Raw genomic sequence first — 21215 nt, forward strand, 5'->3', positions numbered from 1 at the left:
ACTCCAGAAGCGAGTGCGATGGTGTGGTTCGGGACCGGCGACACAGTCAAGCAGCGTTCGCAAGGATAGTCAGATGCTGCCCTGGACCGAGAACCGGATGATGGGGCCGATGAGGCGGTTGCGTGTCTCGACGAAGTCGATCGGAGCGACGTTGCGGCGGCCGGCGTAGACCACCCGGTCCCACCTGCTTCGAGTGTTGGAAAGGTTCGACACCTCGCCGCGCACCGTCATTCCCAGCACGTCCTTGTTCTCGACGAAGGCGCTGACCCACACCGGCCCTTCGAACTGCCGGCCGACCTCGGTCAGGCGGTAGGAAAGGTTGTTGTGGGAATAGTTGAATTCGCCGCCCCACGCCCAGTTGGTGCGCGGGATGTCGTGGCGAAGCTTGAATTCAACGATGCGGCTTGTGCGGCTCGACCAGTCTCGGCGCTCGCCCGTCAGCGGGTCGCGGATCTGGCTGAGCAAGGTGTAGAAGCGCGTGTTCAGCCGCGCGCCCTTGAAGCCGATCGGATCGAGCTGGATCGTGCTGTTCCAGTCGATCCCCATCCCTTGCGCATGGGGGATATTGCCGGGTGATTCGCCGGTCAGGCCGATCGGCACGATGTCGACCACGTCTTCCTTGAGCGCGACGGCGACGTTGAGGCGAGTCTTCCCCCAGGCGGCGAGATCGCGGGCAAGCTCCACTTCCATGCGCCACTGCTGCTCGGGCACGAGATCCGGGTTGCCGGCATTGGCATTGTCGTTGTCGAGGAAGACGCGAGCGAGGAAATCGCCGAAGTTGAGCTGCTCCACCCGGCGGACAAACTTCAGATTGGCATTGAAGCGCGGGCTGAACTGCATCGCGAAGTTGAGCGACCCCTTGGGGCGCAGGAAGCTTCGTTCCTTGCCGCCTGCGCCCTCCTGCACCAGCGTCGAATGCTCCGCGCCGACCACGAGCTGCGCGGTCAGCCGGGCGGAGAGCGGCCGGCCGATCGTCAGCAGGCCTTCGTAGCGATCCTCGCTGACCTTGCCGGTGCCGGCCGGAAAGGGCAGCTCCACAAAGTCGCCCGCCGTATTGAGCGCGTACAGACGGCTGCCCCGCTCAAGGCTGTTGAACGCTCCTTCGCCCGAAAGCTGGACATCGGTGCGCCCGATCCTCCAGCGATATTCGCCGCGCGCGATCTTCTCGGCCGACGAGCCGTCCTGGACGAACCGATTGCCGCTGTCGGTGCTGAGATCGGTGAAGCTGGTCCGGACCTGGGAGAAGAAAGGCTCATCCGACGAGCGGGCAAGCCCGATCAGCTTCAGCCGGCCGCCGAGCAGCGCCAGGTCGACATCTCCGCCGAACTCGTAATTCTCGCCCTTCTGGGTCTGGCGGGTCAAGCGCGTCTGGTCGGGGCCGGCGACCCGGTCACGCAGGCTGGTTTCGGTGAAGCGATAATCGAAGTGGCGCAGGAGCAGGTTGAGATTGGCGACCCCCGTGCCCGGGCCGTCGATCTTGAACTGCCCGGTGAACCTTGGTTGTTCGAAACTGCTGCGGAAGACGTCGTCGCGGGTTTCAAACAGCGCGTCGCTGCGCACAATGGTGGTCGGCCCACCGGCCGATCCGCGGCTGGCATCATTGCGGACGCCGAGGGTATATTCGACCGGCCCACTGGTCCCGCTGACCGACACGTCGCCGCGCGACCAGATGGGGTCGGCATAATGGGCGCGAAATTCGGGCCGGTAGCTCCACTGCCCGCCAAGCTTCTTGCTGGCCTCGAAGATGATGTTGGCGATCTGGCCCGACAGGCCCGACACGTCCACTTCGGCCGCGTCGACGATCTCGATGCGCTGGACATTGCCGGCGGGGATCGCCCGAAGCGCGGAGACCGGGTCTGAGGATTTGCCCGACAGCCGTTTGCCGTTGAGGAGGACGTTGCCCGTCGCCTGGCCAAGGCCGCGCGCGGCTTCGTCCTCGCCGCGGATGTTGAACCCCGGCACCTGCGCGAGCATGTCGTAGGCAGTGCGCGGCGCGAAGCGGGAGAAGTCGGCGGGGCTGAAGACCTTCTTGCCCGATGTCGTGGGCGTCGCGACCGGCGCGGGGGCATCGCCAGTCGTCGGTGTTTCTTGCGCAACCGCAGGGCTCGCTGCGACGAGGGCGGCAACACAGCAGGACAGCAGACTGGCGCAACGCGCGGCGGCCCTGCCGGGCGGACGATACATGGTGGACTTCCCCGTTTTGCAGGCCCGGCGGACCTGCATCGGCGGGCTAGGACGGCAATCCGTGCGCCGTCATTGCGATTAGGCAGGGCGGCGGGCTCGTTCGACGGACCGCCGAACGTCCTGCCGATCGGCGCTCAGCGCAGCTTGGCGATTTTCAGCTTCAGCACCTTGGCCTGCGCCGCCGTGCTTTCCTCGCTGCGGGTCAGCGCCTTCGCGATCGCCTTGAGGCCCATGCCCTTGGCGGCGAGCGTGTGCAGCTTGGCATTCTCGTCGAGAGTCCAGGGCTGCCGATGACGAACGAACTTTTCGGACATGCTGCCGTCATCGGCCGCGCGGAGGCGGCTGGCAAGGGCCCGGCTGCCTGCGCTAGGATTGCCGGCGATGACCAGTAGCCCGCTTGCCTGTGCCGCCTGCCCGGTGCGCGACCGCGCCGCCTGCTCGGCGCTCGACGAGGGCGAGCGGGGCGATCTTGCGCGGCTCGGCCGGCACCGGGTGCTGAGCCCGGGCGAAGTGCTGTTCGCCGCCGACGAGGCAAACGACCGCTGCGCGACCCTGGTCAGCGGTGCGCTCAAGATCGGAACGGTCGAGAGCGATGGCAGCGAACGCATCCTCAGCCTCATCCATCCGGCCGGATTCGTCGGCGAACTGTTCGCGCCGGTCGCCCACTTCGACGTCACGGCGCTGACCAGAAGCGAGGTCTGCGTCTTTTCGCGCCGCGAATATGAAGCGGCGGTGGAACGCTATCCGGCACTTGCCCGGGCACTGCTGCGGCGCTCGTCGGAGGATCTGCTCGGCGCTCGATCGCTGATGGGCATCGTCGCGCGCACGTCGGCGCGGGACAAGGTCGCGGGCTTCCTGCTGGCGATGGGGGAGGCGGCCAGCGATTCGCCCTGCCACCCCGCGGCAACCTTCGAGCTTCCGCTCAGCCGATCGGAAGTGGCGGGCCTCCTCGGCCTGACGATCGAGACGGTGAGCCGGCAATTGACCGCGCTCGAGCGGTCGGGCGCGATCCGGCGCAACGGTTTGCGCGGCATCGAACTGGTCGATGCCGCGCAGCTGGGGAACTGACGGTCCGAACGCCCGCCAGGAAGGTCAGACCAGTGCCGCAATGGTGGTCGTGGCGATTCCCCAGAACAGGATGCAGGCCGGGAGCAGGAGGACGAGGGTGGTCGCCTCGCTCGCGGGAGTGGTACCGGTCGCGGTCTCGATCCCGACCGCGCGAAAGTGGGCCATGTCCAGCGCGCGGTCGCGATGCTCGGGCTTCATCGTCGCCCACTTGGCGGGCACGAACGCGAAGGCCGCGACGAACACGAAGTTCACCACCATCGGCAGGATCAGCCCGTCCGCCGCAAAGCCGACCCACATGACGGCAAGGTAAGCGAAGAAAAATCCGAAGGCGCCGAGCAGAATTGCGGGCGGAAGGCCGAAATTGCGGTCCTGGCAATGAGGGCGCGTATCGCGCTGCGGCGGGGCGACGACCTCGCCCCGGGCGAGAAGCAGTTCGCGGTCGAAACGGTCGGTCATTGGGTGTCTCCTGGCTGATGACCGGAGATTGCCGCACCCAGGGCAGGCGCGCATTGATCAGGATCAAACGGGGCATGGCCCAAGCGTGGGCGTTTCCTGCCTGCCCGAACCTGCTAAAGCCCCCGCTTCATGCCTGACGCCCAGCCCCACCTCTATCTCGTCGACGGATCGAGCTACATCTTCCGCGCCTATCACCGGCTGCCGCCGCTGACCAACCGCCACGGCATGAACGTGGGTGCGGTCTACGGCTACACCGCGATGCTGTGGAAGCTCGCCGAAAGCCTCAGCAAGGCCGACGGCCCTACCCACATGGCGGTTATCCTCGACAAGGGGTCGTCCTCGTTCCGCAACGAGATGTACGACCAGTATAAGGCGCACCGCCCACCCGCGCCCGAGGACCTCGTCCCGCAGCTGCCGCTGATCCGCGTCGCGACCCGCGCTTTTTCGATTCCCTGCATCGAGGAAGCGGGGCTGGAGGCCGACGACATCATCGCCTGCTATGTCACCGAGGCGAAGAAGCACGGCTGGAAGGTCACCATCGTCAGCTCCGACAAGGACCTGATGCAGATGATCGACGACGGCGCGGTCGATATGCTCGACACGATGAACGACCGCCGCTTCGACCGTGCCGCGGTGGTCGAGAAGTTCGGCGTTCCACCCGAACTGCTTGGTGACGTGCTGGCGCTGATGGGTGACAGCGTCGACAACGTTCCAGGCGTTCCGGGCATCGGGCCCAAGACCGCTTCGCTGCTGATCCAGGAACATGGTAGCCTGGAAGCGGTGCTCGCCGCGGCGGACGGGATCAAGAAGCCCAAACTCAGGCAGAACCTGCTGGAGCATGCCGACGCGGCCCGCCTCAGCCGTGAACTGGTGCGTCTCGTCTGCGAGATGAACCTGCCCGAGCCGCTCGACGCGCTCGAACTCAAGAACATTCCCGAAGAGCCGCTGCGCGAATTCCTGGTCGACCAGGGCTTCAAGACGCTGCTGAACCGCATGGTCGGGCAGGGCTCGCGGCCCTCGGAGGGTGAACGTCCCACCCCGGCGCCGCTTCCGGTCGGTCCGGGCGAGGCCGAGGCGATCAGCGTCGATCGCTCGGCCTATCTCACCATCGCCGATACGGCGACGCTGGAGCAGTGGATCGCCGAGGCGCGGTCGCAGGGACGGGTCGCGATCGACCTGCAGGGCGACGGCGGGCACGGGCTGGCCGAGGGGCTGGCGGGGGTCAGCCTTGCGCTGGCGCCGGGGCGCGCTGCCTATGTGCCGCTTGGCCATGGCGGGGGCGACCTGTTGAGCGAAGGGCCGGTGCAGCTTCGCCTCGCCGACGGCCTCGCGCTGCTGAAGCCGCTGCTTGAAGACGATTCGGTCCAGAAGATCGGCCACAACCTCAAGGACCAGTGGCGCCTGCTGGCGGAGCACGGGATCGGCCTTGCCGCGGGCGAGGACGTGATGCTCGCCAGCTTCGCGCTCGACAGCGGGCGCTTCGGGCACGGCCTCGACGAGCTGGTGAAGCGGCATTTCGAATATGAATGCCTTCCGCTGAAAGCCGTGTGCGGAACGGGCCAGAAGACCATCCGCTTCGGCAATGCGCCGATCGCCGCGGCGACCGAATATGCGGCCGAGAACGCCGACATGGTATGGCGGCTGTGGCACCGGATCGAACATCGTCTGGCGTCGGAAAAGGCGACCCGGGTGTATCGCCTCGTCGATCTGCCGCTGGTCCCGGTGATCGGGACGATGGAGCGCGAAGGCATCAAGGTCGACCGCGCCTATCTCGCCGAACTGTCGGAAACCTTTGCCACCGAGACCGCGCGGCTGGAGCAGGTCATCTACGAGGCGGCCGGCGGGCCCTTCACCATCGGCTCGCCGCAACAGCTGGGCGGCGTACTCTACGACCGGCTTGGGCTGAAGGGCGGACGCAAGGGCAAGTCGGGCGCCTACTCGACCGACCAGAGCGAGCTCGAGCGGCTGGAAGCGGAGGGTGTCGAAGTTGCCCGCCGGGTGCTCGAATGGCGCCAGCTGACCAAGCTTCGCGTGACCTACACCGACGCGCTGCAGGCGCAGATCGACCCGCGCACGGGGCGGGTCCACACCCGCTATGCGCTGGCGGCGGCGCAGACCGGCCGGCTGTCGTCGAACGATCCCAATCTCCAGAACATCCCGATCCGGACCGAGATCGGGGCGCGCATCCGCAACGCCTTCATCGCCGAGGAAGGCCACAGCCTGCTCAGCGCCGACTATGGCCAGATCGAACTTCGCCTTGCGGCGCACTTCGCCGACGAGCCGCAGCTCAAGGCCGCCTTCGCTCGCGGCGACGACATCCACACGATCACGGCCGAACAGGTGTTCGGCGATGCGTCGAAGGACAATCGCAACAAGGCCAAGACGATCAACTTCGCGATCCTCTACGGCATCTCCGCGTTCGGGCTTGCCGGGCGCATGGGGATCGGCCGGGACGAGGCCAAGGACATGATCGACCGCTATTTCGAGCGGTTCCCGGGCATCAAGAACTACATCTCGACCACGCTGCAGCAGGTGCGCGAGTGCGGATTCAGCGAGACCTTGTTCGGGCGCAAGACGCATTTCCCGAACATCCGCGCCGGTGTGATGAACCTCAGGCAGGCGGCCGAGCGCGCGGCGATCAATGCGCCGATCCAGGGGACAAGCGCCGACATCATCAAGCGGGCGATGGTGAAGATGCCCGCCGCGCTGCAGGTGGAAGGTCTTGGCGGAACGCGCATGCTGCTGTCGGTGCACGACGAACTGGTGTTCGAAGTCCCGCACGGCGACGAGGAGCGCGCCGCGCAGGTGATCCGTGACGTCATGGCGTCGGCCGCCGAGCCCGTCGTGAAGCTCGAGGTGCCCTTGAGCGTCGAAGTGGGTTGGGGCGCGAACTGGGGCGTCGCGCATTGAGCGAGACAGCCGCCGCCGCTCCCGCTCCTGCTGCTCCCGACAACGACCTTGCCGCGCTGGCGCGTGGCGGGCGGATCAACTTCATGGGCTTTCTCCTGCGCCTCGCCGCGCGGCTGCCCTTTCTGTTCATCGCCGGCCGCATGTATGGTGCCGAGGCGCTCGGCCGCTTCGCCTATGCGGTGCTGGTGGTCGAATTTGTCGCCCAGCTCTCGACCCTCGGCCTCAAGCGCGGCCTCGCCGAGCAGCTGAGCAAGACCGACAAACCACACGTCTGCATCACCTGGGACGCGCTGCTGGTGGCATTGGCCGCGGCGGTGGTCGGAATGGCGATCCTGTTCAGCTTTCCCAAGCTGATGTTCCCCAATTCGGAAATCTACGGGCTCGAATGGCTGCTGCCGGTGGCGGTCCTGGCGCTGGCGTGGAGCGACGTCATGCTGGCGGCGCTCGCCTACCGCCACGATGTCGGCGCGACGGTGCGGGCGCGGGCCATCGTCGAGCCGTGGACCATAAGCATCGCCGCCTTCGCCTTCGCCTTCTTCTCCAAGCGCGACGGGCTCATCTTCGCTTATGCGCTGTCGATGATCGGCGCGCTAATCGCGTCGATGATCCCCTTCTTCCGCACTTACGGGCGGGCCATCGGCTGGCGCCCCAACCCCGCCGACAGCTGGCGACTGGCCCGGCGCTACATGCCGATCGCGGCCGCCGACACGGTGGAGTGGGGAAGCCGCCGGATCGATCTCGCCATTCTCGGCCTGTTCGCGTCGCCTGCATTGGTCGGCATCTATTATGTCGCCCAGAATGTCGCGTCCCTGCCGAGCAAGCTCAAGACCAGCTTCGACCCGATCCTCGGGCCGGTGATCAGCCGCAGCCTGGAAGAGGGCGACCGCGTCGGGGTCGCCAAACAGATCCGCCAGGTCGGCTTCTGGGTCATCGCGGCGCAGGCCGCGGTCGCCCTTGCGCTCGGTATCCCGGGCGAGGGCGTGATGGGACTGGTCGGCCCGGTCTTCGTGGCGGGCACCGCGGCGCTGATCTTCCTCCTCGGCGCGGAAGTGATCGCCGCCACCGCCACCACCAGCGAAGCCGCGCTCATCTACATCGCGCGGCACCGCAACATGATGCTCAGCATCGCCATGCTCGCGCTCCAGGCGATGCTGACGGTGGCGCTGATCCTTCTGTTCCGGCGCCTCGGCTGGCCCGACGCCTGGCAGGCAACCGCCCCGGCCGTGGCGCTATGCCTCGGTCTCGCGTTCGCGGCGATTGCCAAGTCCCGCCTTGCCAGCCGCCTGCTCGGCGCGCCGGTGAGCGGCTGGCGCTGGCCCCTGGTGTGGGCGGCGGCGGCAGCGGTTGCGGTTGGCCAGGTCACTAAGTTCTTCCCCGAATGGCTCGAACTCGGGCTCGGCATCCCGCTGATCCTTGCCGCGTTCGGCCTCATCATCTGGCGCAAGGGCTTCGGCCCCGAAGACCGGCTGCTGTTCAAGATGAAGAAGAAGGACATTGCGGTCGACCTCCCGGCGCCGGGGACGACCGGAGACGCTGCTCGATAGCCAGCACGGGGTCGGCGAAAGCCGGACCGACGCTCAATGCCGGAAGTGGCGCATCCCGGTGAACAGCATGGCGAGGCCCGCCGCGTCGGCCGCGGCGATGACCTCGTCGTCGCGCATCGATCCGCCGGGCTGGATCACCGCCGTCGCGCCCGCCTCGATCGCTGCGAGCAGGCCGTCGGCAAAGGGGAAGAAGGCGTCGCTTGCCACTGCCGATCCGACCGTGCGCGGCCCGGTCCATCCAAAGGTCTCGGCCGCCTCGCGCGCTTTGGCGGCGGCGATGCGCGCCGAATCGCGGCGGTTCATCTGGCCCGCGCCGATGCCCGCGGTCACGCCGTCCTTGGCGTAGACGATGGCGTTCGACTTGACGTGCTTGGCGACGGTCCAGGCAAAGCGGCAGTCACTGACTTCCTGCGGCGTCGGCTGGCGCTTCGTCACGACCCGGAGCTCGGAAGGCAGGATGACGCCATTATCGCGGGTCTGGACGAGCAGGCCGCCGGTGATGCTCTTGACCATCAGGCCCGGGCGACGCGGATCCGGCAGCTCGCCGGTCAGCAGCAGTCGAAGGTTCTTCTTCGCCGCAAACAGCGCGCGCGCTTCCTCATCCGCGTCGGGCGCGATCACGACTTCGGTGAAGATGTCGGTGATCGCCCGCGCGGTTTCGGCGTCGAGCGGGCGATTGACCGCGACGATCCCGCCGAACGCCGAGACGCTGTCGCATTCGAACGCGGCGCGATAGGCGTCGGCAAGGCTGCTGCCTTGGGCGACACCGCACGGGTTGGAGTGCTTGACGATGACGCAGGCCGGGTTGCCGTCGCGAAATTCGGACAGGAGTTCGAGCGCGGCGTCGGCATCGTTGAGGTTGTTGTAGCTGAGCTCCTTGCCCTGCACCTGCTGAGCCCCGGCGACGCCAGCGGCCCCGCGCGCCTGCGGAATATAGAGCGCGGCGGCCTGATGCGGGTTCTCGCCATAGCGCAGCGTGCTCGCGCGGGTCATCGCCAGCGGCAGCGTGGCGGGCAGCTGTTCGCCCTGGTCGGCAAAAGCGAACCAGCTGGCGATCGCGCTGTCATAGGCCGCGGTGCGGGCAAAGGCGGCGGCGGCCAGGCGCTTGCGCAATTCCCATGACGTCGCGCCGCCAGTGGCGTCCAGTTCGTCCAGCACCGCGGCATAGTCGGCGGTGTCGGTGACGCAGGCGACGTAGCGGTGGTTCTTGGCGGCCGAGCGCACCATCGACGGGCCGCCGATATCGATATTCTCGATCACCATGTCGCGATCGGCGCCGGCGGCGACGGTCTTTTCGAACGGATAGAGGTTGATGACGACGAGATCGATGTAGCCGATGCCGTGGTCGGATGCGGCGGCGGCATGGGCAGGCTCGTCGCGGACGGCGAGAAGGCCGCCGTGGACGTTGGGGTGGAGCGTCTTCACCCGGCCGTCCATCATCTCGGGAAAACCGGTCAGCTCGCTGACGTCGCGGACCGGATGGCCAAGTTCGCGCAGCCTGGCGGCAGTGCCGCCGGTCGACACCAGCTCGACGCCGTGCCGGACCAGCCCGGCCGCAAGCTCTTCGAGGCCGCCCTTGTCGGACAGGGACAGCAAGGCGCGGCGAACGGGGGCGAGGTCGGTCATCTTATCCTCAGTTGCTTGCTGTCATTTCGAAGAGCCTAGCGACGAAGCAATCCACTCGGCCGCGCCATGGATTGCTTCGCCTTCGCTCGCAATGACGAAGTGGGACTAACTGGAGCGGCGGAACTGCCAGCCGACTTCGCCGCCGAGGTGCGACACCTCGCCGACCAGCACCAGCTGGAGGGTGGAGCGGAGGGTTCCCGATCCGTCGACCATCACGCTTTCCTCCAGCTCGAGCTGGGCGCCGCGGCAGCGGAAACTCCACGGCGGGGCGCCGGGCGAACGGATCAGCGCGCCGAGGCCATCGGCGGTGGGAACCGCTTCGACCCCGGGGGCGAGGTGGAAGCGGATGGCGAACGGCACGTCCTCGCGGATCTTCTTGCGGCCCTTGGGCGCAAGGCGGTCGAGGCCGCGGATTTCCTTGCCGTCGTTGCCGAGGCTGAGCGCGCGGCCATGCAGCATGCCGAAACCGCGGACATAACCGTCGTGGGCGCAGTCGATCCGGCTCGCGTCATTGTCCTCGGACCGGCTGATGGTGACTTCCTCGACCCCTTTGCCGAGCGATCCGTCGGGCTGGATGGCGGTGCTGTTGGTGTCGGCCAGCGTCAGGGTCGAATGGGCGGCAGTGGTGCGCAGCGCCGGAGCGAGCCCTTCGGGAAGGCTTCCGACATGCGGACCGGGGCCGCCGCAATTGACGACAAGCTTCTGCTGCCCGTCGCTCAGTTCGATCGCGAGGGTCGAGGCGGAACCGATCCGGGCAAGCTTGCGCGCCGGCGGGGGCGCGGCGTCGATGACGAGGATGGTGCCGAGCGCGCTCAGCCGATGATAGCCCCAGCCGCGCGGGGTCCGCAGCGGGCGGGCGCGGAAACCGCAGCCTTCGATCAGCGCGGCAAGGGCGGCGCGGCTGCCCTCGTTGCCGCCCTGCCAGGCCGACAAGGTGTTGTCGCCCATGGTGACGCCATGAAGCGCCGCGAGCGCAGCGGCGCCGGCATCCTCAAGCCCTTGCGGAAAGTCGTGGCGCGCCGCGGCATAAGCGGCGCGGAGCAGGCCGAGGCGGTCGACCAGCGCGGCCTGTTCGGCGGGCGAGCGGCTCATCAGGCCGCCATCGTCATATTGGGCGCTGGCAAGCGCACGCGAAAGGCCGCTTTCGGCCCGCGCCAGCTTGGCCGAACCCGACGACAGCAGAAGGCAGGTGGCGGTAAGCCCGGCCCAGGCGGTGATCCGCGGCAGCCCGGGCGCCGCTTCATCCCCGGTGGCGGCAAGGTGGCGCGCCGCCCGGGCCATGGTGTTGAGCAGGGCCGAGCGATAGTCCGCATCGCGGCGGGACAGCAGGTAAGGCGCGTAGGCGAGCCAGAAGAGGAGGCGCTCGCCCCATAGCGCGGGTGCCCAGGCGGCATCGACCTTGGCGCCATGCGCGAGCAGCCAGCGCCCGGTCATGTCTTCGGCCAGCGGCGCGCCGCGTTCACGGGTCGCGGCGGCGGCAAGGTCGCGCAGCCATCCGAACCCGTGCAGTTCGGACCCGAGCGGAGTCGCGGGATCGAGCGAGGCCCAGTCGAGCGCGGCAAGCTCCACCGCTTCGCCGCCGCTGAGGAAGCGGCCGGCCAGCAACTGCTCACCGCGCGCCTTGGTGCCGATGACGTGGTCGCGGGCGACCCCGACCAGCCGGAGCGGCGGCTTGCCGCGCGCCTTCAGCCGCTGCAGCAGGGGCAGCGTCGCCAGCTTGGAGAGCCCGCCCCCGCCGCTCGTCATGCGCTGCCTTTCAGGGCCTGGATATTGGCGGCATAACGGTCGGGTCCGCCGCGGAAGGCCGCGGTGCCGGCGACCAGCGCGGTGGCGCCCGCATCGACGCATTGCCGCGCGATGTCGGGATCGACTCCGCCGTCGACCTCCAGCACGCAGTCGAGGCCTTCCTTCGTGATGCGCTTGGCGATCGCCTCGATCTTCTTGAGCTGCGAGAAAATGAACTTCTGCCCGCCGAAGCCCGGATTGACGCTCATGACCAGCACCAGGTCGAGCTCCTCCAACACATAATCGAGCATCTTGGCGGGCGTCGCGGGGTTCAGCGACACGCCGGCCTTCTTGCCGAGGCCCTTGATGCGCTGAATGGTGCGATGAAGATGGGGTCCCGCCTCGGGGTGGACGGTGATGATGTCCGACCCCGCCTCCGCAAAGGCATCGAGCAGCGGATCGACCGGCGAAATCATCAGGTGGACGTCGAACGGCTTGGCGCTGTGCGGGCGGAGCGCCTTCACCACCATCGGCCCGATGGTAAGGTTGGGCACGAAATGCCCGTCCATGACGTCGATATGGATCCAGTCGGCCCCCGCCGCGTCGATCGCGCGAACCTCCTCGCCAAGCCGGGCGAAGTCGGCGGAGAGGATCGAGGGCGCGATGATCGGCTGGGCCATGGGACCGATTAGACGGGACTAGCCCCCGCGCACAAGGCGAGCGGTGAAGAACCCGTCCATTCCGCCCTGCTCTTCCAGTTCGCCGGGAAGCACCCGGCGTTGTTCGGCGAGGCTGTAGTCGGACTGCTCGGCAAGAAACGCGGTGATCCGCTCTTCGCCTTCGGACGGTTCAAGGCTGCACACGGCGTAGACCAGCGTACCGCCCGGGCGCACCCATTGCGCTGCGGCGAGCAGCAGGCGGCCCTGCAGTTCGGCGCTTTCGGCGATGATCCGGGGCGAGGCGCGCAGGAGCACTTCGGGATGGCGGCGGAAGGTGCCGGTGGCGGAACAGGGCGCGTCGAGCAGGACCGCGTCGTACGGCTCGTCGGGCATGTAGCCGAGCACGTCGGCGGTTACGATGTGTGCCTTCAGCCCGGTGCGGGCGAGGTTGGCCCGAAGTCGCGCCAGACGACTTTCCGATCGATCGAGCGCGGCCGTATCATGGCCTGCCGCGGAGATCTGCAGGGTCTTCCCGCCAGGCGCCGCGCAGGCGTCGAGCACGCGCGCCGCGTCGGCCGGGATCATCCGTGCCGGAAGCGTCGAGGAAAGATCCTGAATCCACCAGCGCCCTTCGGCAAAACCGGGCAGGCTGGTGACCGGGCGAGCATCGGCAAGACGGACGTGGCGGTCGGCAAGGCTGGTGCCGCCTTCGGCTGCGGCAAAAGCGAGCGCTTCGTCGTGGCTGCGGAAGCTGAGGTCGAGCGGCGGACGGCGGACGATCGCGGCAGCGGCGGCGTCGGCCACCTGCTGGCCCCAGACGGCTGTCCAGCGCTGCATCACCGCGTCCGGAAGCGCGCCTTCGCTGGCGTCGGGCAACTGCCCGCGAAGCAGGGTGCCAAGCACGCCGTGGACCAATCGCCGCGGACCACCCTCGACCAGCGGAAGGGCGGTGGCGACGAGGGCGTGATCCGGCACCGACAACGCGATCCGCTGGGCAAGCGCCAGGCGCAGCACCATGCGCGACTTGGCGTCATCGGGAAGGATCTGGCGGGTGGCGCCGTCGATCAACCGGTCGAGCAGTGGCAGGCGGCGCAAGGTTTCGCCCGCGATCGCAAGCGCGAGCGACTGGTCGTTCGGCTCGAGGGTGGGACCGCCCTGCGCGGCCGATTCCATCGTCTGCCCGCCGCGCACCACGCGGTCGAGAATGCGCAGCGCGGCGCGGCGCGCATCGACCCCGGCTTCGGGACCCCTTGGCTGCGGCCGCTTCAACGCCCATCTCCACGCTCATGCCGCGTCCAGCCGATCATCAGCCGCCCGCCTATCTCAGCAAGTCGCCCCCGGTGCCCGAGCCCGAGCCTGTCGAGCCCGCACCGCCGCCGTCGGGCGACAAGCCTCGGCTCGATCCCACGCGCTATGGCGATTGGGAGAAGAAGGGGATTGCTTGGGATTTCTAGGCCCTTTCTGTTCGTAGCGGGCGGCTGAGCAGCCGCTCGAGTACCGCATCGACGCTCGCGCGGCCGGCCAGCAGGTCATCGACCGCCGCTACGATCGGCATGTCGACGCCTTCCTGTTCGGCGAGACGGCGAAGCACCGGCGCGGTAAACGCGCCTTCGGCCACCGTTCGGCGGTCGGCCATCAGTTCGGTCGCCGGCCGGCCTTGCCCCAGTCCCTTGCCGAGCGAGAAATTGCGGCTGCTGGTCGAGGAGCAGGTAAGGACGAGGTCGCCAAGCCCCGACAGGCCCGCCAGCGTTTCGGCCCGGGCGCCGCGACCAAGACCGAAGCGGGTCATCTCGGCAAAGCCGCGAGCGATCAGCGCGGCGCGGGCATTCTGGCCAAGGCCGCGGCCCTCGACCACGCCGCACGCGATCGCCAGCACGTTCTTGACCGCTCCGCCGACCTCCGCTCCGGCAACGTCGTCGCTGAGGTAGATGCGGAACGCCGGCCGGGCGAGGCGGGCGCGGACGGTTTCGGCCTCGGCCTCGATCTCGGCGGCGAGGGTCAGCGCGGTGGGCAGGCCAGTGGCGACTTCATGGGCGAAGGTCGGACCCGAAAGCACCATGACTGCAGCATCGGGGCAGGCTTCGCGGGCGACCTGGTGAAGCAGCTGGCCGCTGCTCTCCTCGATCCCCTTGGAGCAGAGGATCAGCGCGCGGGGCGAGGGCGGTGCGGCCTCGAGGACCCGGCGCATGTGCTGCGCCGGCGTCACCATCAGCCACGCCTCACACGCGGCAAGGTCGGCAAGATCGGTGGTCGGCCGGATCGCGCTCGACAGCGGGACGCCGGGCAGGAACAGCTTGTTCTCGCGGGTGTCGGCGATGCTGGCGGCGACCTCGGGTTCGCGGGCCCAGAGGAGGGTCTCGCCCCCTTGCGCCGCCACTTGCGCCAGGGCCGTGCCCCACGCGCCGCCGCCGACCACCGCGATCCTCATGCCTTCACTCCTGCCCCGCGCACGGCCTCGGCCCGTTCGTCGAGCGGCCAGCGGGCGCGGGCGGGCGCGTCGAGGCCGTCGATGAGGCCGGCGGCAAAGCGCTCCGCCCCGGCCCAGGCAATCATGGCGGCATTGTCGGTGCACAGCCAGCCGGGCGGCACCGAAAAGGCCCGGCCCTCGTCCGCCCCGAGCTGCTGCAGCGCGGCGCGCACGGCGCTGTTGGCCGCGACCCCGCCCGCCACGACCAGCGACGGGGCGTCACTCGCCTGAAGTGCGCGGCGGGTGCGGTCGATGAAGCAGTCGACCACCGCCTGCTGGAAGCTTGCCGCGATGTCGGCCGGGCGGTGCGAACCGGCGGCGACCGCGCGTTGGACCGCGCTCTTGAGGCCGGCAAAGGAGAAATGCGGCTCCGGGCTGCCGACCAGCGGGCGCGGCAGCGGCACGGCCGTGGGATCACCCTGGCGCGCGAGCACCTCGATTGCCGGGCCGCCGGGGTAGGGCAGGCCGAGCAGCTTGGCAGCCTTGTCGAACGCTTCGCCCGCCGCATCGTCGATGGTGGTGGCAAGGCGGCGATAGTCGCCGACTCCGCGCACTTCGAGCAATTGGCAATGCCCGCCGCTCGCCAGGAGCAGCAGATAGGGAAAGCCGAGCGCCGGATCGACCAGCCGCGGCGAGAGCGCATGGCCTTCGAGGTGATTGACCGCGACCAGCGGCTTGCCGCTCGCCAGCGCTAGGCCCTTGGCGGTCAGCAGTCCGACCATCACGCCGCCGATCAGCCCGGGCCCGGCCGTGGCGGCGATGGCATCGACCTCGGCCAGCGCAATGCCGGCCTCGTCTAGGACTTGGGTGACGAGACCGGGAAGCACCTCGACATGGGCGCGGGCGGCGATTTCGGGCACCACCCCGCCGAACGGGGCGTGCGCCTGGTTCTGGCCGACGACGCGCTGGGCGATCACCTGCCGGTCGCTGGTGACGAGCGCCACCGCGCTGTCGTCGCACGAGGATTCAAGGCCGAGGATGAGCGCCATTGGCGGCAGGCCTTTGCGGTTCGCGGACGGTCTGGCAAGAGGGTGCGCATGACACCGCGCCTGCTTGTCGGAACCCGCTCGTCCCCGCTCGCGCTTGCCCAGGCCCGCGCCACTGCCGCAGCACTCGAAGCCGCGCACGGCTGGGAGGCAGGCTCGGTCCACCTTCACGAGGTCAAGACCACTGGCGACAAGGTGCAGGACCGCGCCCTGGCGGAGATCGGCGGCAAGGCGCTGTGGACCAAGGAGCTCGACCAGTTCCTGCTTGGCGGCACCACGCAATTGTCGGTGCACAGCTGCAAGGATGTCGAGAGCGAACGGCCCGACGCCTTGTGCATCGCCGCCTTCCTGCCGCGCGCCGACGTGCGCGACCGGCTGATCGGCGCTGCCTCGATCGACGCGCTGACCCAAGGGGCGAAAGTCGGCACCTCCTCGCCGCGGCGGACCGCGCAGCTGCTGCGGCGGCGCCCCGATCTCCAGGTCTCGATCATGCGCGGCAATGTCGCGACGCGGCTGAACCATGTCGCGAGCGGCAATTACGAAGCGACCTTCCTTGCCGCCGCCGGGCTCGACCGGCTCGGCATCGCGGAAGGCAATGCGATCGAGATCGACCAGTTCCTGCCCGCGCCCGGCCAGGCCGCGATCGCCATCGAATGCCGCAAGGAGGATTCGGACACCCGCGCCCTGCTTGCCGCCATCGACGATGAACCCACCCGCCGCGCGGTGACCGCCGAGCGTGCGCTGTGCCGCGGGGTCGGAGGGTCGTGCCACTCGCCAGTCGCGGCGCTCGGCCTGATCGAGGGTGACGGCACGCTGTGGCTTCGCGCCGAACTTTTCAGCAGCGACGGCACCAGCCATGTCGCCGGCGAGGTGCGCGCGGCCCCTGGCGAAGAGGAAGCGGCGGGACGAGCGCTCGCCGCGGACCTGCTGGACCGCGCGCCCCATGACGTCAGGCTGCTCTTCTCCCCGGCGTGAGGCCGCTCGTCATCCTTCGTCCCGAGCCCGGCGCAAGCGCCACCGCGGCAAGGGCGCGGGCACTCGGGCTGGAAGTGCGCATGCATCCCTTGTTCGCGGCCGAAACCTTGCCTTGGACGATGCCGGCCGGCGACCATGCCGCTTTGCTGGTGACCAGCGCCAATGCGGTGCGGCTGGCCGGGGCCCTGCCCCATCTTCCCGTCCACGCCGTCGGTGCCGCCACCGCCGAAGCCGCGCGTGAGGCGGGGCTTACCATCGTGACCACCGGGAATCGCGGTGTGGGAGCGCTGCTGGAGACGCTGCCGGACGACCTCAGGCTGCTGCATCTTGCCGGTGAGGAACGCATCCTTCCTGCACAGGTCCGCCAGCAGATCAGTTCGGTCGCCGTCTATCGCATGACGCCATTGCCACTGCCGCCGGCAAGCCTGCTTGAAGGGTCGGTCGCGATGATCCACTCCCCCGCGGCCGGCCGCCGCCTGGCGCAAGTGTCCTGCCGCCGCGGCGCGGTGCGGGTCGCCGCCATCAGCGAGGCTGCGGCCGAAACGTGCGGAGGTGGCTGGGGCCGCATCGAGGCGGCTGACCAACCGAACGATCCGGCCTTGCTTTCCCTCGCCGCCAAGCTGTGCGAGGAACAGGCGCGATGAACGGCAGCACGGCAGGATCGCGAACCAGCATCAGCGCCATCCTGCTGGGTGCGCTTCTGCTGCTGCTGGTCGGCGGCGCCGCGTCGGTGTGGGCCCTGTCCCGCTATCCCGCCGCAGCGCGGCTGGCGGGGCTGCAGCCGCCATCCGATGCCCTTCCCACCGAAGCAGCGCCCAAGGTCGCACCGACCGTTCAGGCCGTGGCGGCAACCCCGACCGTCGTTTCGCTCCCCGAAACCGAAGCGCGTGTCGCGACCCTTGAAGAGCGGCTGGCCCGGGTCGAAAGCGCCACTGCGCGGGCCGAGGGGTCGGCCGGGCGTGCCGATGCCCTGCTGGTCGCCTTCGCGGCCCGCCGTGCGATCGATCGCGGTGTTGCGCTCGGTTATCTCGAGCCGCTGCTGAGCGAGCGGTTCGGAGCCGCCCACCCGCAGGCGGTCGCGACCATCCTCACCGCCTCGCGCCGGCCGGTGCGGCTCGACCAGCTTGCCGCCGACTTCGCGACGCTCGCCCCCAAGCTCAAGGCCGCGCCCGAAAGCGACAGCCTGTGGCGCACCGTGCAGCGGGAAATGGGCAACCTCGTCACGGTCCGCCGTGCCGACCAACCGAGCCAGCGTCCGGTCGCGACCTATGACCGTGCGTCGGCACGGCTGATGGCGGGCCAGGTCGACCAGGCCCTCGCCGAAGCGATGCGGCTGCCGGGAATCGCCAGCGCGCCCAAGTGGGTGGCCGACGCCCGCAGCTACATCGCCGCCCACCGCGCCCTCGACGACATCGAAAGCGGCGCCCTCCTCGCGCGGTGAGCGATCGGCGTCATGACGCCATTTCCTGAAGACGGGCACGAGCCAGCTGCGCGGAGCGGATTGCCTCGCTAGTTCGCGATCATGATTGTGCTAGACCGAAGTCCGCTGGAGCGGGCGAAGGGATTCGAACCCTCGACCCCAACCTTGGCAAGGTTGTGCTCTACCCCTGAGCTACGCCCGCTCTGGCGACTTGTGACGGCGGCTGGGCCGTCGGGGTGGGCGGGCTGTTAGCAACGGGTCGGCAGGCTGGCAACCCTTTGTCGTGCTCTACTGTTGAACATCTTGGCGAGGCGCGGCCACAGGCCCATATGCCCCCCGGTAACGACAGGTGAAGGAGAGCGGGAGCACGTGGCGACACTCGGCATGAGCGCGGACGAGCGGGAAGCGATTCGCAGCTTCCAGAAGCGCGTTCTCGAGCCTTCGCTCGAAAATCTCGTCATCCTCGACTTCTGGGCGGAATGGTGCGGGCCGTGCAAACAGCTCGGCCCCGTGCTCGAAAAGGTCGCCGAGGATTATGCCGACAAGGGCGTGAAGCTGGTCAAGGTCGATGTCGACCAGGAAAAGGTGATCGCGGCGCAATTCCAGATCCGCTCGATCCCGACCGTCTACGCGATCTTCGGTGGACAGCCCGTGGCCGACCTCACCCAGTATCGCAGCGAGGGCCAGATCAAGCGCGTGATCGACCAGTTGCTCGGCCAGCTTCCGGTCAAGGGCGAGGCGCAAGCCCTGGAAGCCGAGATCGAACCGCTGATCGCGATGGGCGAGGAAGTGCTGGCCGGCGGCGATCCCGAGCGGGCGGAGAATATCTTCCGGCAGATCGCCGACATGGCGCCCGACCATCCCGAGGTGGCGAGTGGCCTTGCCCGCGCGCTGATCGCGCTCGACCGGCGCGACGAAGCGCGGGCAGTGCTGGAGGGATTGCCCGAAGCGGCGCAGGCCGACCCGGCCGTCGCCCGCGCCCGGGCCGCGCTCGACATCGCGTCGACACCTGCGGTCGACACCAGCGGCTTTCAACAGCGCCTGGCAGCCGACCCCGACGATCATGAGGCGCGGCTGGAACTTGCCAATGCCCTGATGTCGGGCGGGCGCCGCGACGAAGCCGCCGATGCCCTGCTCGAAGTGATCCGTCGCGATCGCAACTGGAACGAGGGCGCGGCGCGGACGCGGTTCCTGCAATTGCTCGAAGCGCAGGGTCTGGAAGACCCTTGGGCCCGTGCCCAGCGCCGCCGCCTGTCGGCCCTGCTGTTCACGTGAGCCACACGCCGCTCCGGGTCCCACTCTTTCCGCTTGGCGGCGCGATCCTGTTTCCGCGCAGCCACCTTCCGCTCCACATCTTCGAACCGCGCTACCGCCAGATGGTCGAGGATGCGGTAGCCGGCGGTGGGCTGATCGGCATGATCCAGCCCCGCGCGGCGCCCGATGACGGGCTCGGCAATCCCGAGCTCTATCGCGTCGGTTGCATCGGGGAGATCGTCGGCCTCGAGGAACTGGGCGACGGCCGGTTCAACATCGTCCTCCAGGGCACCACCCGCTTCCGGCTGATCGCCGAAGCCGACGTCGGGACGCCCTATCGCCAGGCCGATGTGGTCCCGGGTGACGATGCGGAATGCGAACCCGACGCGCTTCCGTCGGTCCTCCGCGCCGCGGTCGAGCAGGAAGCCCGGTTGCTGGGTGACGCCATGGGGCTGACCGTCGACTGGGAAGCGGTCGAGCGGCTCGACGATGAGATGCTGGTCAACGCGATCGCGCAGGTCGCGCCCTTCGACAGCGGTGCCAAGCAGGCGCTGCTCGAGGAAGAAGCGCTATCGACCCGGGCCGAACTGCTGATCCAGCTGATGCACTTCCTGCGCATGGCCCAAGGCGGCGGCAGCGACGTCAGCCCGCGGCTTCAGTAAATCTACAGCGCGTCCCCCGCGAGTAGGCGCGGCAGGTCGCCGCTATTGCCCCGCGCGGCGGCATTGAGCTTGGCCTTGAGCGGCCCCAGCCGGTCCACCAGCCCCATCCCGAAGCGCCTTACCGCCGAAGCGGTCTTGCCCGGCACGCCGTAGAGCCGCGTCAACCCGTCGGTCGCCAGCGCCACGCTGAACGCGTCGAGCGCGCGCCACCGCTGGTAGCGGGCAAGCACCTGCGCATCGCCAAGGTCGAGCCCCAGCCGCGCACCATCGACCAGCACTTCGGCCAGCGCCGCCGCATCGCGGAAACCAAGGTTCACGCCCTGCCCGGCGATCGGGTGGACGGCATGCGCGGCGTCGCCGACGAGCGCCAGACGCCGGTCGGTGATCCGCACCGCATGATGGAAGCCGAGCGGATAGGAAGAGCGCGGCGTCAGCAGCCGGATCTGCCCGAGGAATCCGCCCATCGCGGCCTGGGCCTCGGCCGCGAACGCCGCGTCGTCGAGCTTCAGCAGCCCTTCGGCCTTCGCATTCTCGATCGACCACACGATCGCCGACCGGTGCGTGCCGTCTTCCAGATCGGTCATCGGCAGCAGCGCGAAGGGGCCGGCCGGATAGAAGATCTCGTAGGCAATATGATCGTGCGGCCGCTCGTGGGCAAGGGTCGAGACGATGGCGGTGTGGCGATACTGCCAGCGCGCCATGCGAATTCCGGCGGCCTCGCGGCTGGGGGAGCGGCGGCCCTCGGCACCGATCACCAGCGGCGCGCTGAGCTGCTCTCCGGAAGCAAGGTGCACGGTGGCGGAAAAATCGTCTCGCACGACTTTCGCGACCGGAGACGTCCAGCGCAGCGTGATCCGCGACCCGGCCGCCGCCCGCGCCAGCAGGGCCGCGCGCAGATGGCGGTTCTCGTGCATCACGCCCAGCGGCTCGCCGTCCTCGCCCGGCTCGAACGTCAGCGACCCCGGCGCAAGGCCGTCGGCGACGCGGATGGCGTGGATCGGACAGCCCGGCGCAGCGAGGTGGTCGAGCACGCCGGTCGTCCGCAGCATCCGCATGCTGGAGGAGGAAACCGCCGTGGTCCGCCCGTCGAACGCCACGTCCTTGCGCTCGGCCGGATCGGCTGGATCGATCACGGTGGAGCTCAGCCCCGCGCTGTCGAGCGCCGCGGCGAGCGAAAGGCCGACCAGCCCTCCGCCAAGGATGATCACGTCCGGGTTCACGCCTGCTTCCTGTGTCATGGAAGCCGCATGTAGGCGCTCCGCACCATGCCGTCATCCTT

The 21215-nt window shown here is 68.9% G+C and carries 19 protein-coding genes and 1 tRNA gene; 9 read left to right on the top strand and 11 right to left on the bottom strand.

The annotated features are described in order from the left end of the window. Positions 1 to 69 precede the first annotated feature (69 nt). Entirely contained in the window at positions 70 to 2184 is a 2115-nt protein-coding gene (locus tag ABD729_RS02975; protein ID WP_344708668.1) for a TonB-dependent receptor plug domain-containing protein, read from the bottom strand. A 134-nt stretch (positions 2185 to 2318) separates the two neighbouring features. Continuing rightward, positions 2319 to 2498 (bottom strand): hypothetical protein, encoded by a 180-nt coding sequence (locus ABD729_RS02980; protein ID WP_344708669.1) that lies wholly within the window; start codon positions 2496 to 2498, stop codon positions 2319 to 2321. Between the two features lie 67 nt (positions 2499 to 2565). Here ABD729_RS02980 and ABD729_RS02985 point away from each other — a divergent pair, with 67 nt between their 5' ends. Beyond that, a complete protein-coding gene (locus ABD729_RS02985; RefSeq protein ID WP_344708670.1) occupies positions 2566 to 3252 on the top strand; it encodes a Crp/Fnr family transcriptional regulator in 687 nt (228 codons plus the stop codon). Positions 3253 to 3276: 24 nt separating this feature from the next. Here the strand turns inward: ABD729_RS02985 and ABD729_RS02990 are convergent, their stop codons facing one another. Beyond that, positions 3277 to 3708 (bottom strand): hypothetical protein, encoded by a 432-nt coding sequence (locus ABD729_RS02990; RefSeq protein ID WP_344708671.1) that lies wholly within the window; start codon positions 3706 to 3708, stop codon positions 3277 to 3279. Positions 3709 to 3837: 129 nt separating this feature from the next. Between ABD729_RS02990 and polA the strand changes: the two genes are divergently transcribed. Further along, on the top strand, positions 3838 to 6618 hold the full coding sequence (gene polA / locus ABD729_RS02995) for a DNA polymerase I (protein ID WP_344708673.1): 2781 nt from the start codon (positions 3838 to 3840) through the stop codon (positions 6616 to 6618). Then, the gene (locus ABD729_RS03000) at positions 6615 to 8162 is read left to right on the top strand and encodes a lipopolysaccharide biosynthesis protein (protein WP_344708674.1); all 1548 of its coding nucleotides are present in this window, start codon (positions 6615 to 6617) and stop codon (positions 8160 to 8162) included. Before polA ends, ABD729_RS03000 begins: the two co-directional genes overlap by 4 nt. A gap of 33 nt (positions 8163 to 8195) precedes the next feature. On the opposite strand, the gene purH is transcribed toward ABD729_RS03000, so the two are convergent. From purH to ABD729_RS03020, 4 genes are all read right to left on the bottom strand, one after another. Next, positions 8196 to 9788 carry a bifunctional phosphoribosylaminoimidazolecarboxamide formyltransferase/IMP cyclohydrolase gene (purH, locus tag ABD729_RS03005; protein ID WP_344708675.1) on the bottom strand — a complete coding sequence of 531 codons (1593 nt, stop codon included), beginning with the start codon at positions 9786 to 9788 and terminating at the stop codon, positions 8196 to 8198. Positions 9789 to 9893: 105 nt separating this feature from the next. Next, positions 9894 to 11534, bottom strand: a complete 1641-nt coding sequence (locus ABD729_RS03010) for a heparinase II/III family protein (RefSeq protein ID WP_344708676.1) — start codon at positions 11532 to 11534, stop codon at positions 9894 to 9896. Next, positions 11531 to 12193: a ribulose-phosphate 3-epimerase gene (rpe, locus tag ABD729_RS03015; protein WP_344708677.1), complete on the bottom strand. Its 663-nt coding sequence runs from the start codon at positions 12191 to 12193 to the stop codon at positions 11531 to 11533. The genes ABD729_RS03010 and rpe overlap by 4 nt, the downstream gene beginning before the upstream one ends. A gap of 18 nt (positions 12194 to 12211) precedes the next feature. Next, positions 12212 to 13441 carry an RsmB/NOP family class I SAM-dependent RNA methyltransferase gene (locus ABD729_RS03020; RefSeq protein WP_344708678.1) on the bottom strand — a complete coding sequence of 410 codons (1230 nt, stop codon included), beginning with the start codon at positions 13439 to 13441 and terminating at the stop codon, positions 12212 to 12214. A gap of 17 nt (positions 13442 to 13458) precedes the next feature. Here ABD729_RS03020 and ABD729_RS03025 point away from each other — a divergent pair, with 17 nt between their 5' ends. Further along, complete coding sequence (locus ABD729_RS03025) at positions 13459 to 13626, top strand: DUF1674 domain-containing protein (protein WP_344708679.1); 168 nt, start codon at positions 13459 to 13461, stop codon at positions 13624 to 13626. Here the strand turns inward: ABD729_RS03025 and ABD729_RS03030 are convergent. Together ABD729_RS03030 and tsaD are read right to left on the bottom strand one after the other, a co-directional pair. Then, on the bottom strand, positions 13623 to 14600 hold the full coding sequence (locus tag ABD729_RS03030) for an NAD(P)H-dependent glycerol-3-phosphate dehydrogenase (RefSeq protein ID WP_344708680.1): 978 nt from the start codon (positions 14598 to 14600) through the stop codon (positions 13623 to 13625). The two genes, ABD729_RS03025 and ABD729_RS03030, sit on opposite strands and share 4 nt — an antisense overlap. Then, positions 14597 to 15628 (bottom strand): tRNA (adenosine(37)-N6)-threonylcarbamoyltransferase complex transferase subunit TsaD, encoded by a 1032-nt coding sequence (gene tsaD / locus ABD729_RS03035; RefSeq protein ID WP_344708681.1) that lies wholly within the window; start codon positions 15626 to 15628, stop codon positions 14597 to 14599. The genes ABD729_RS03030 and tsaD overlap by 4 nt, the downstream gene beginning before the upstream one ends. Positions 15629 to 15676: 48 nt before the next feature. On the opposite strand from tsaD, the gene hemC reads away from it, so the two are divergent. From hemC to ABD729_RS03050, 3 genes are read left to right on the top strand one after another with little or no spacing between them, the layout of a single operon-like run. Continuing rightward, positions 15677 to 16600, top strand: coding sequence for a hydroxymethylbilane synthase (gene hemC, locus ABD729_RS03040; protein ID WP_344708682.1), 924 nt, complete (start codon positions 15677 to 15679; stop codon positions 16598 to 16600). Then, positions 16597 to 17244 carry a uroporphyrinogen-III synthase gene (locus ABD729_RS03045; RefSeq protein ID WP_344708683.1) on the top strand — a complete coding sequence of 216 codons (648 nt, stop codon included), beginning with the start codon at positions 16597 to 16599 and terminating at the stop codon, positions 17242 to 17244. The genes hemC and ABD729_RS03045 overlap by 4 nt, the downstream gene beginning before the upstream one ends. Continuing rightward, a complete protein-coding gene (locus ABD729_RS03050) occupies positions 17241 to 18041 on the top strand; it encodes a hypothetical protein (RefSeq protein ID WP_344708684.1) in 801 nt (266 codons plus the stop codon). Before ABD729_RS03045 ends, ABD729_RS03050 begins: the two co-directional genes overlap by 4 nt. A gap of 106 nt (positions 18042 to 18147) precedes the next feature. Here ABD729_RS03050 and ABD729_RS03055 read toward each other — a convergent pair. Next, a tRNA-Gly gene (locus tag ABD729_RS03055) sits at positions 18148 to 18222 on the bottom strand. Between the two features lie 167 nt (positions 18223 to 18389). Here ABD729_RS03055 and ABD729_RS03060 point away from each other — a divergent pair. Together ABD729_RS03060 and ABD729_RS03065 are read left to right on the top strand one after the other, a co-directional pair. After that, on the top strand, positions 18390 to 19295 hold the full coding sequence (locus tag ABD729_RS03060; RefSeq protein ID WP_344708685.1) for a tetratricopeptide repeat protein: 906 nt from the start codon (positions 18390 to 18392) through the stop codon (positions 19293 to 19295). Further along, positions 19292 to 19936, top strand: coding sequence for an LON peptidase substrate-binding domain-containing protein (locus tag ABD729_RS03065; RefSeq protein WP_344708686.1), 645 nt, complete (start codon positions 19292 to 19294; stop codon positions 19934 to 19936). Before ABD729_RS03060 ends, ABD729_RS03065 begins: the two co-directional genes overlap by 4 nt. Positions 19937 to 19938: 2 nt before the next feature. Here the strand turns inward: ABD729_RS03065 and ABD729_RS03070 are convergent, their stop codons facing one another. Then, entirely contained in the window at positions 19939 to 21174 is a 1236-nt protein-coding gene (locus tag ABD729_RS03070) for an FAD-dependent monooxygenase (protein WP_344708687.1), read from the bottom strand. Between the last annotated feature and the right edge of the window lie 41 nt (positions 21175 to 21215).

The organism is Sphingomonas humi (assembly GCF_039536725.1).
Classification (GTDB): Bacteria; Pseudomonadota; Alphaproteobacteria; order Sphingomonadales; family Sphingomonadaceae; genus Sphingomicrobium; species Sphingomicrobium humi.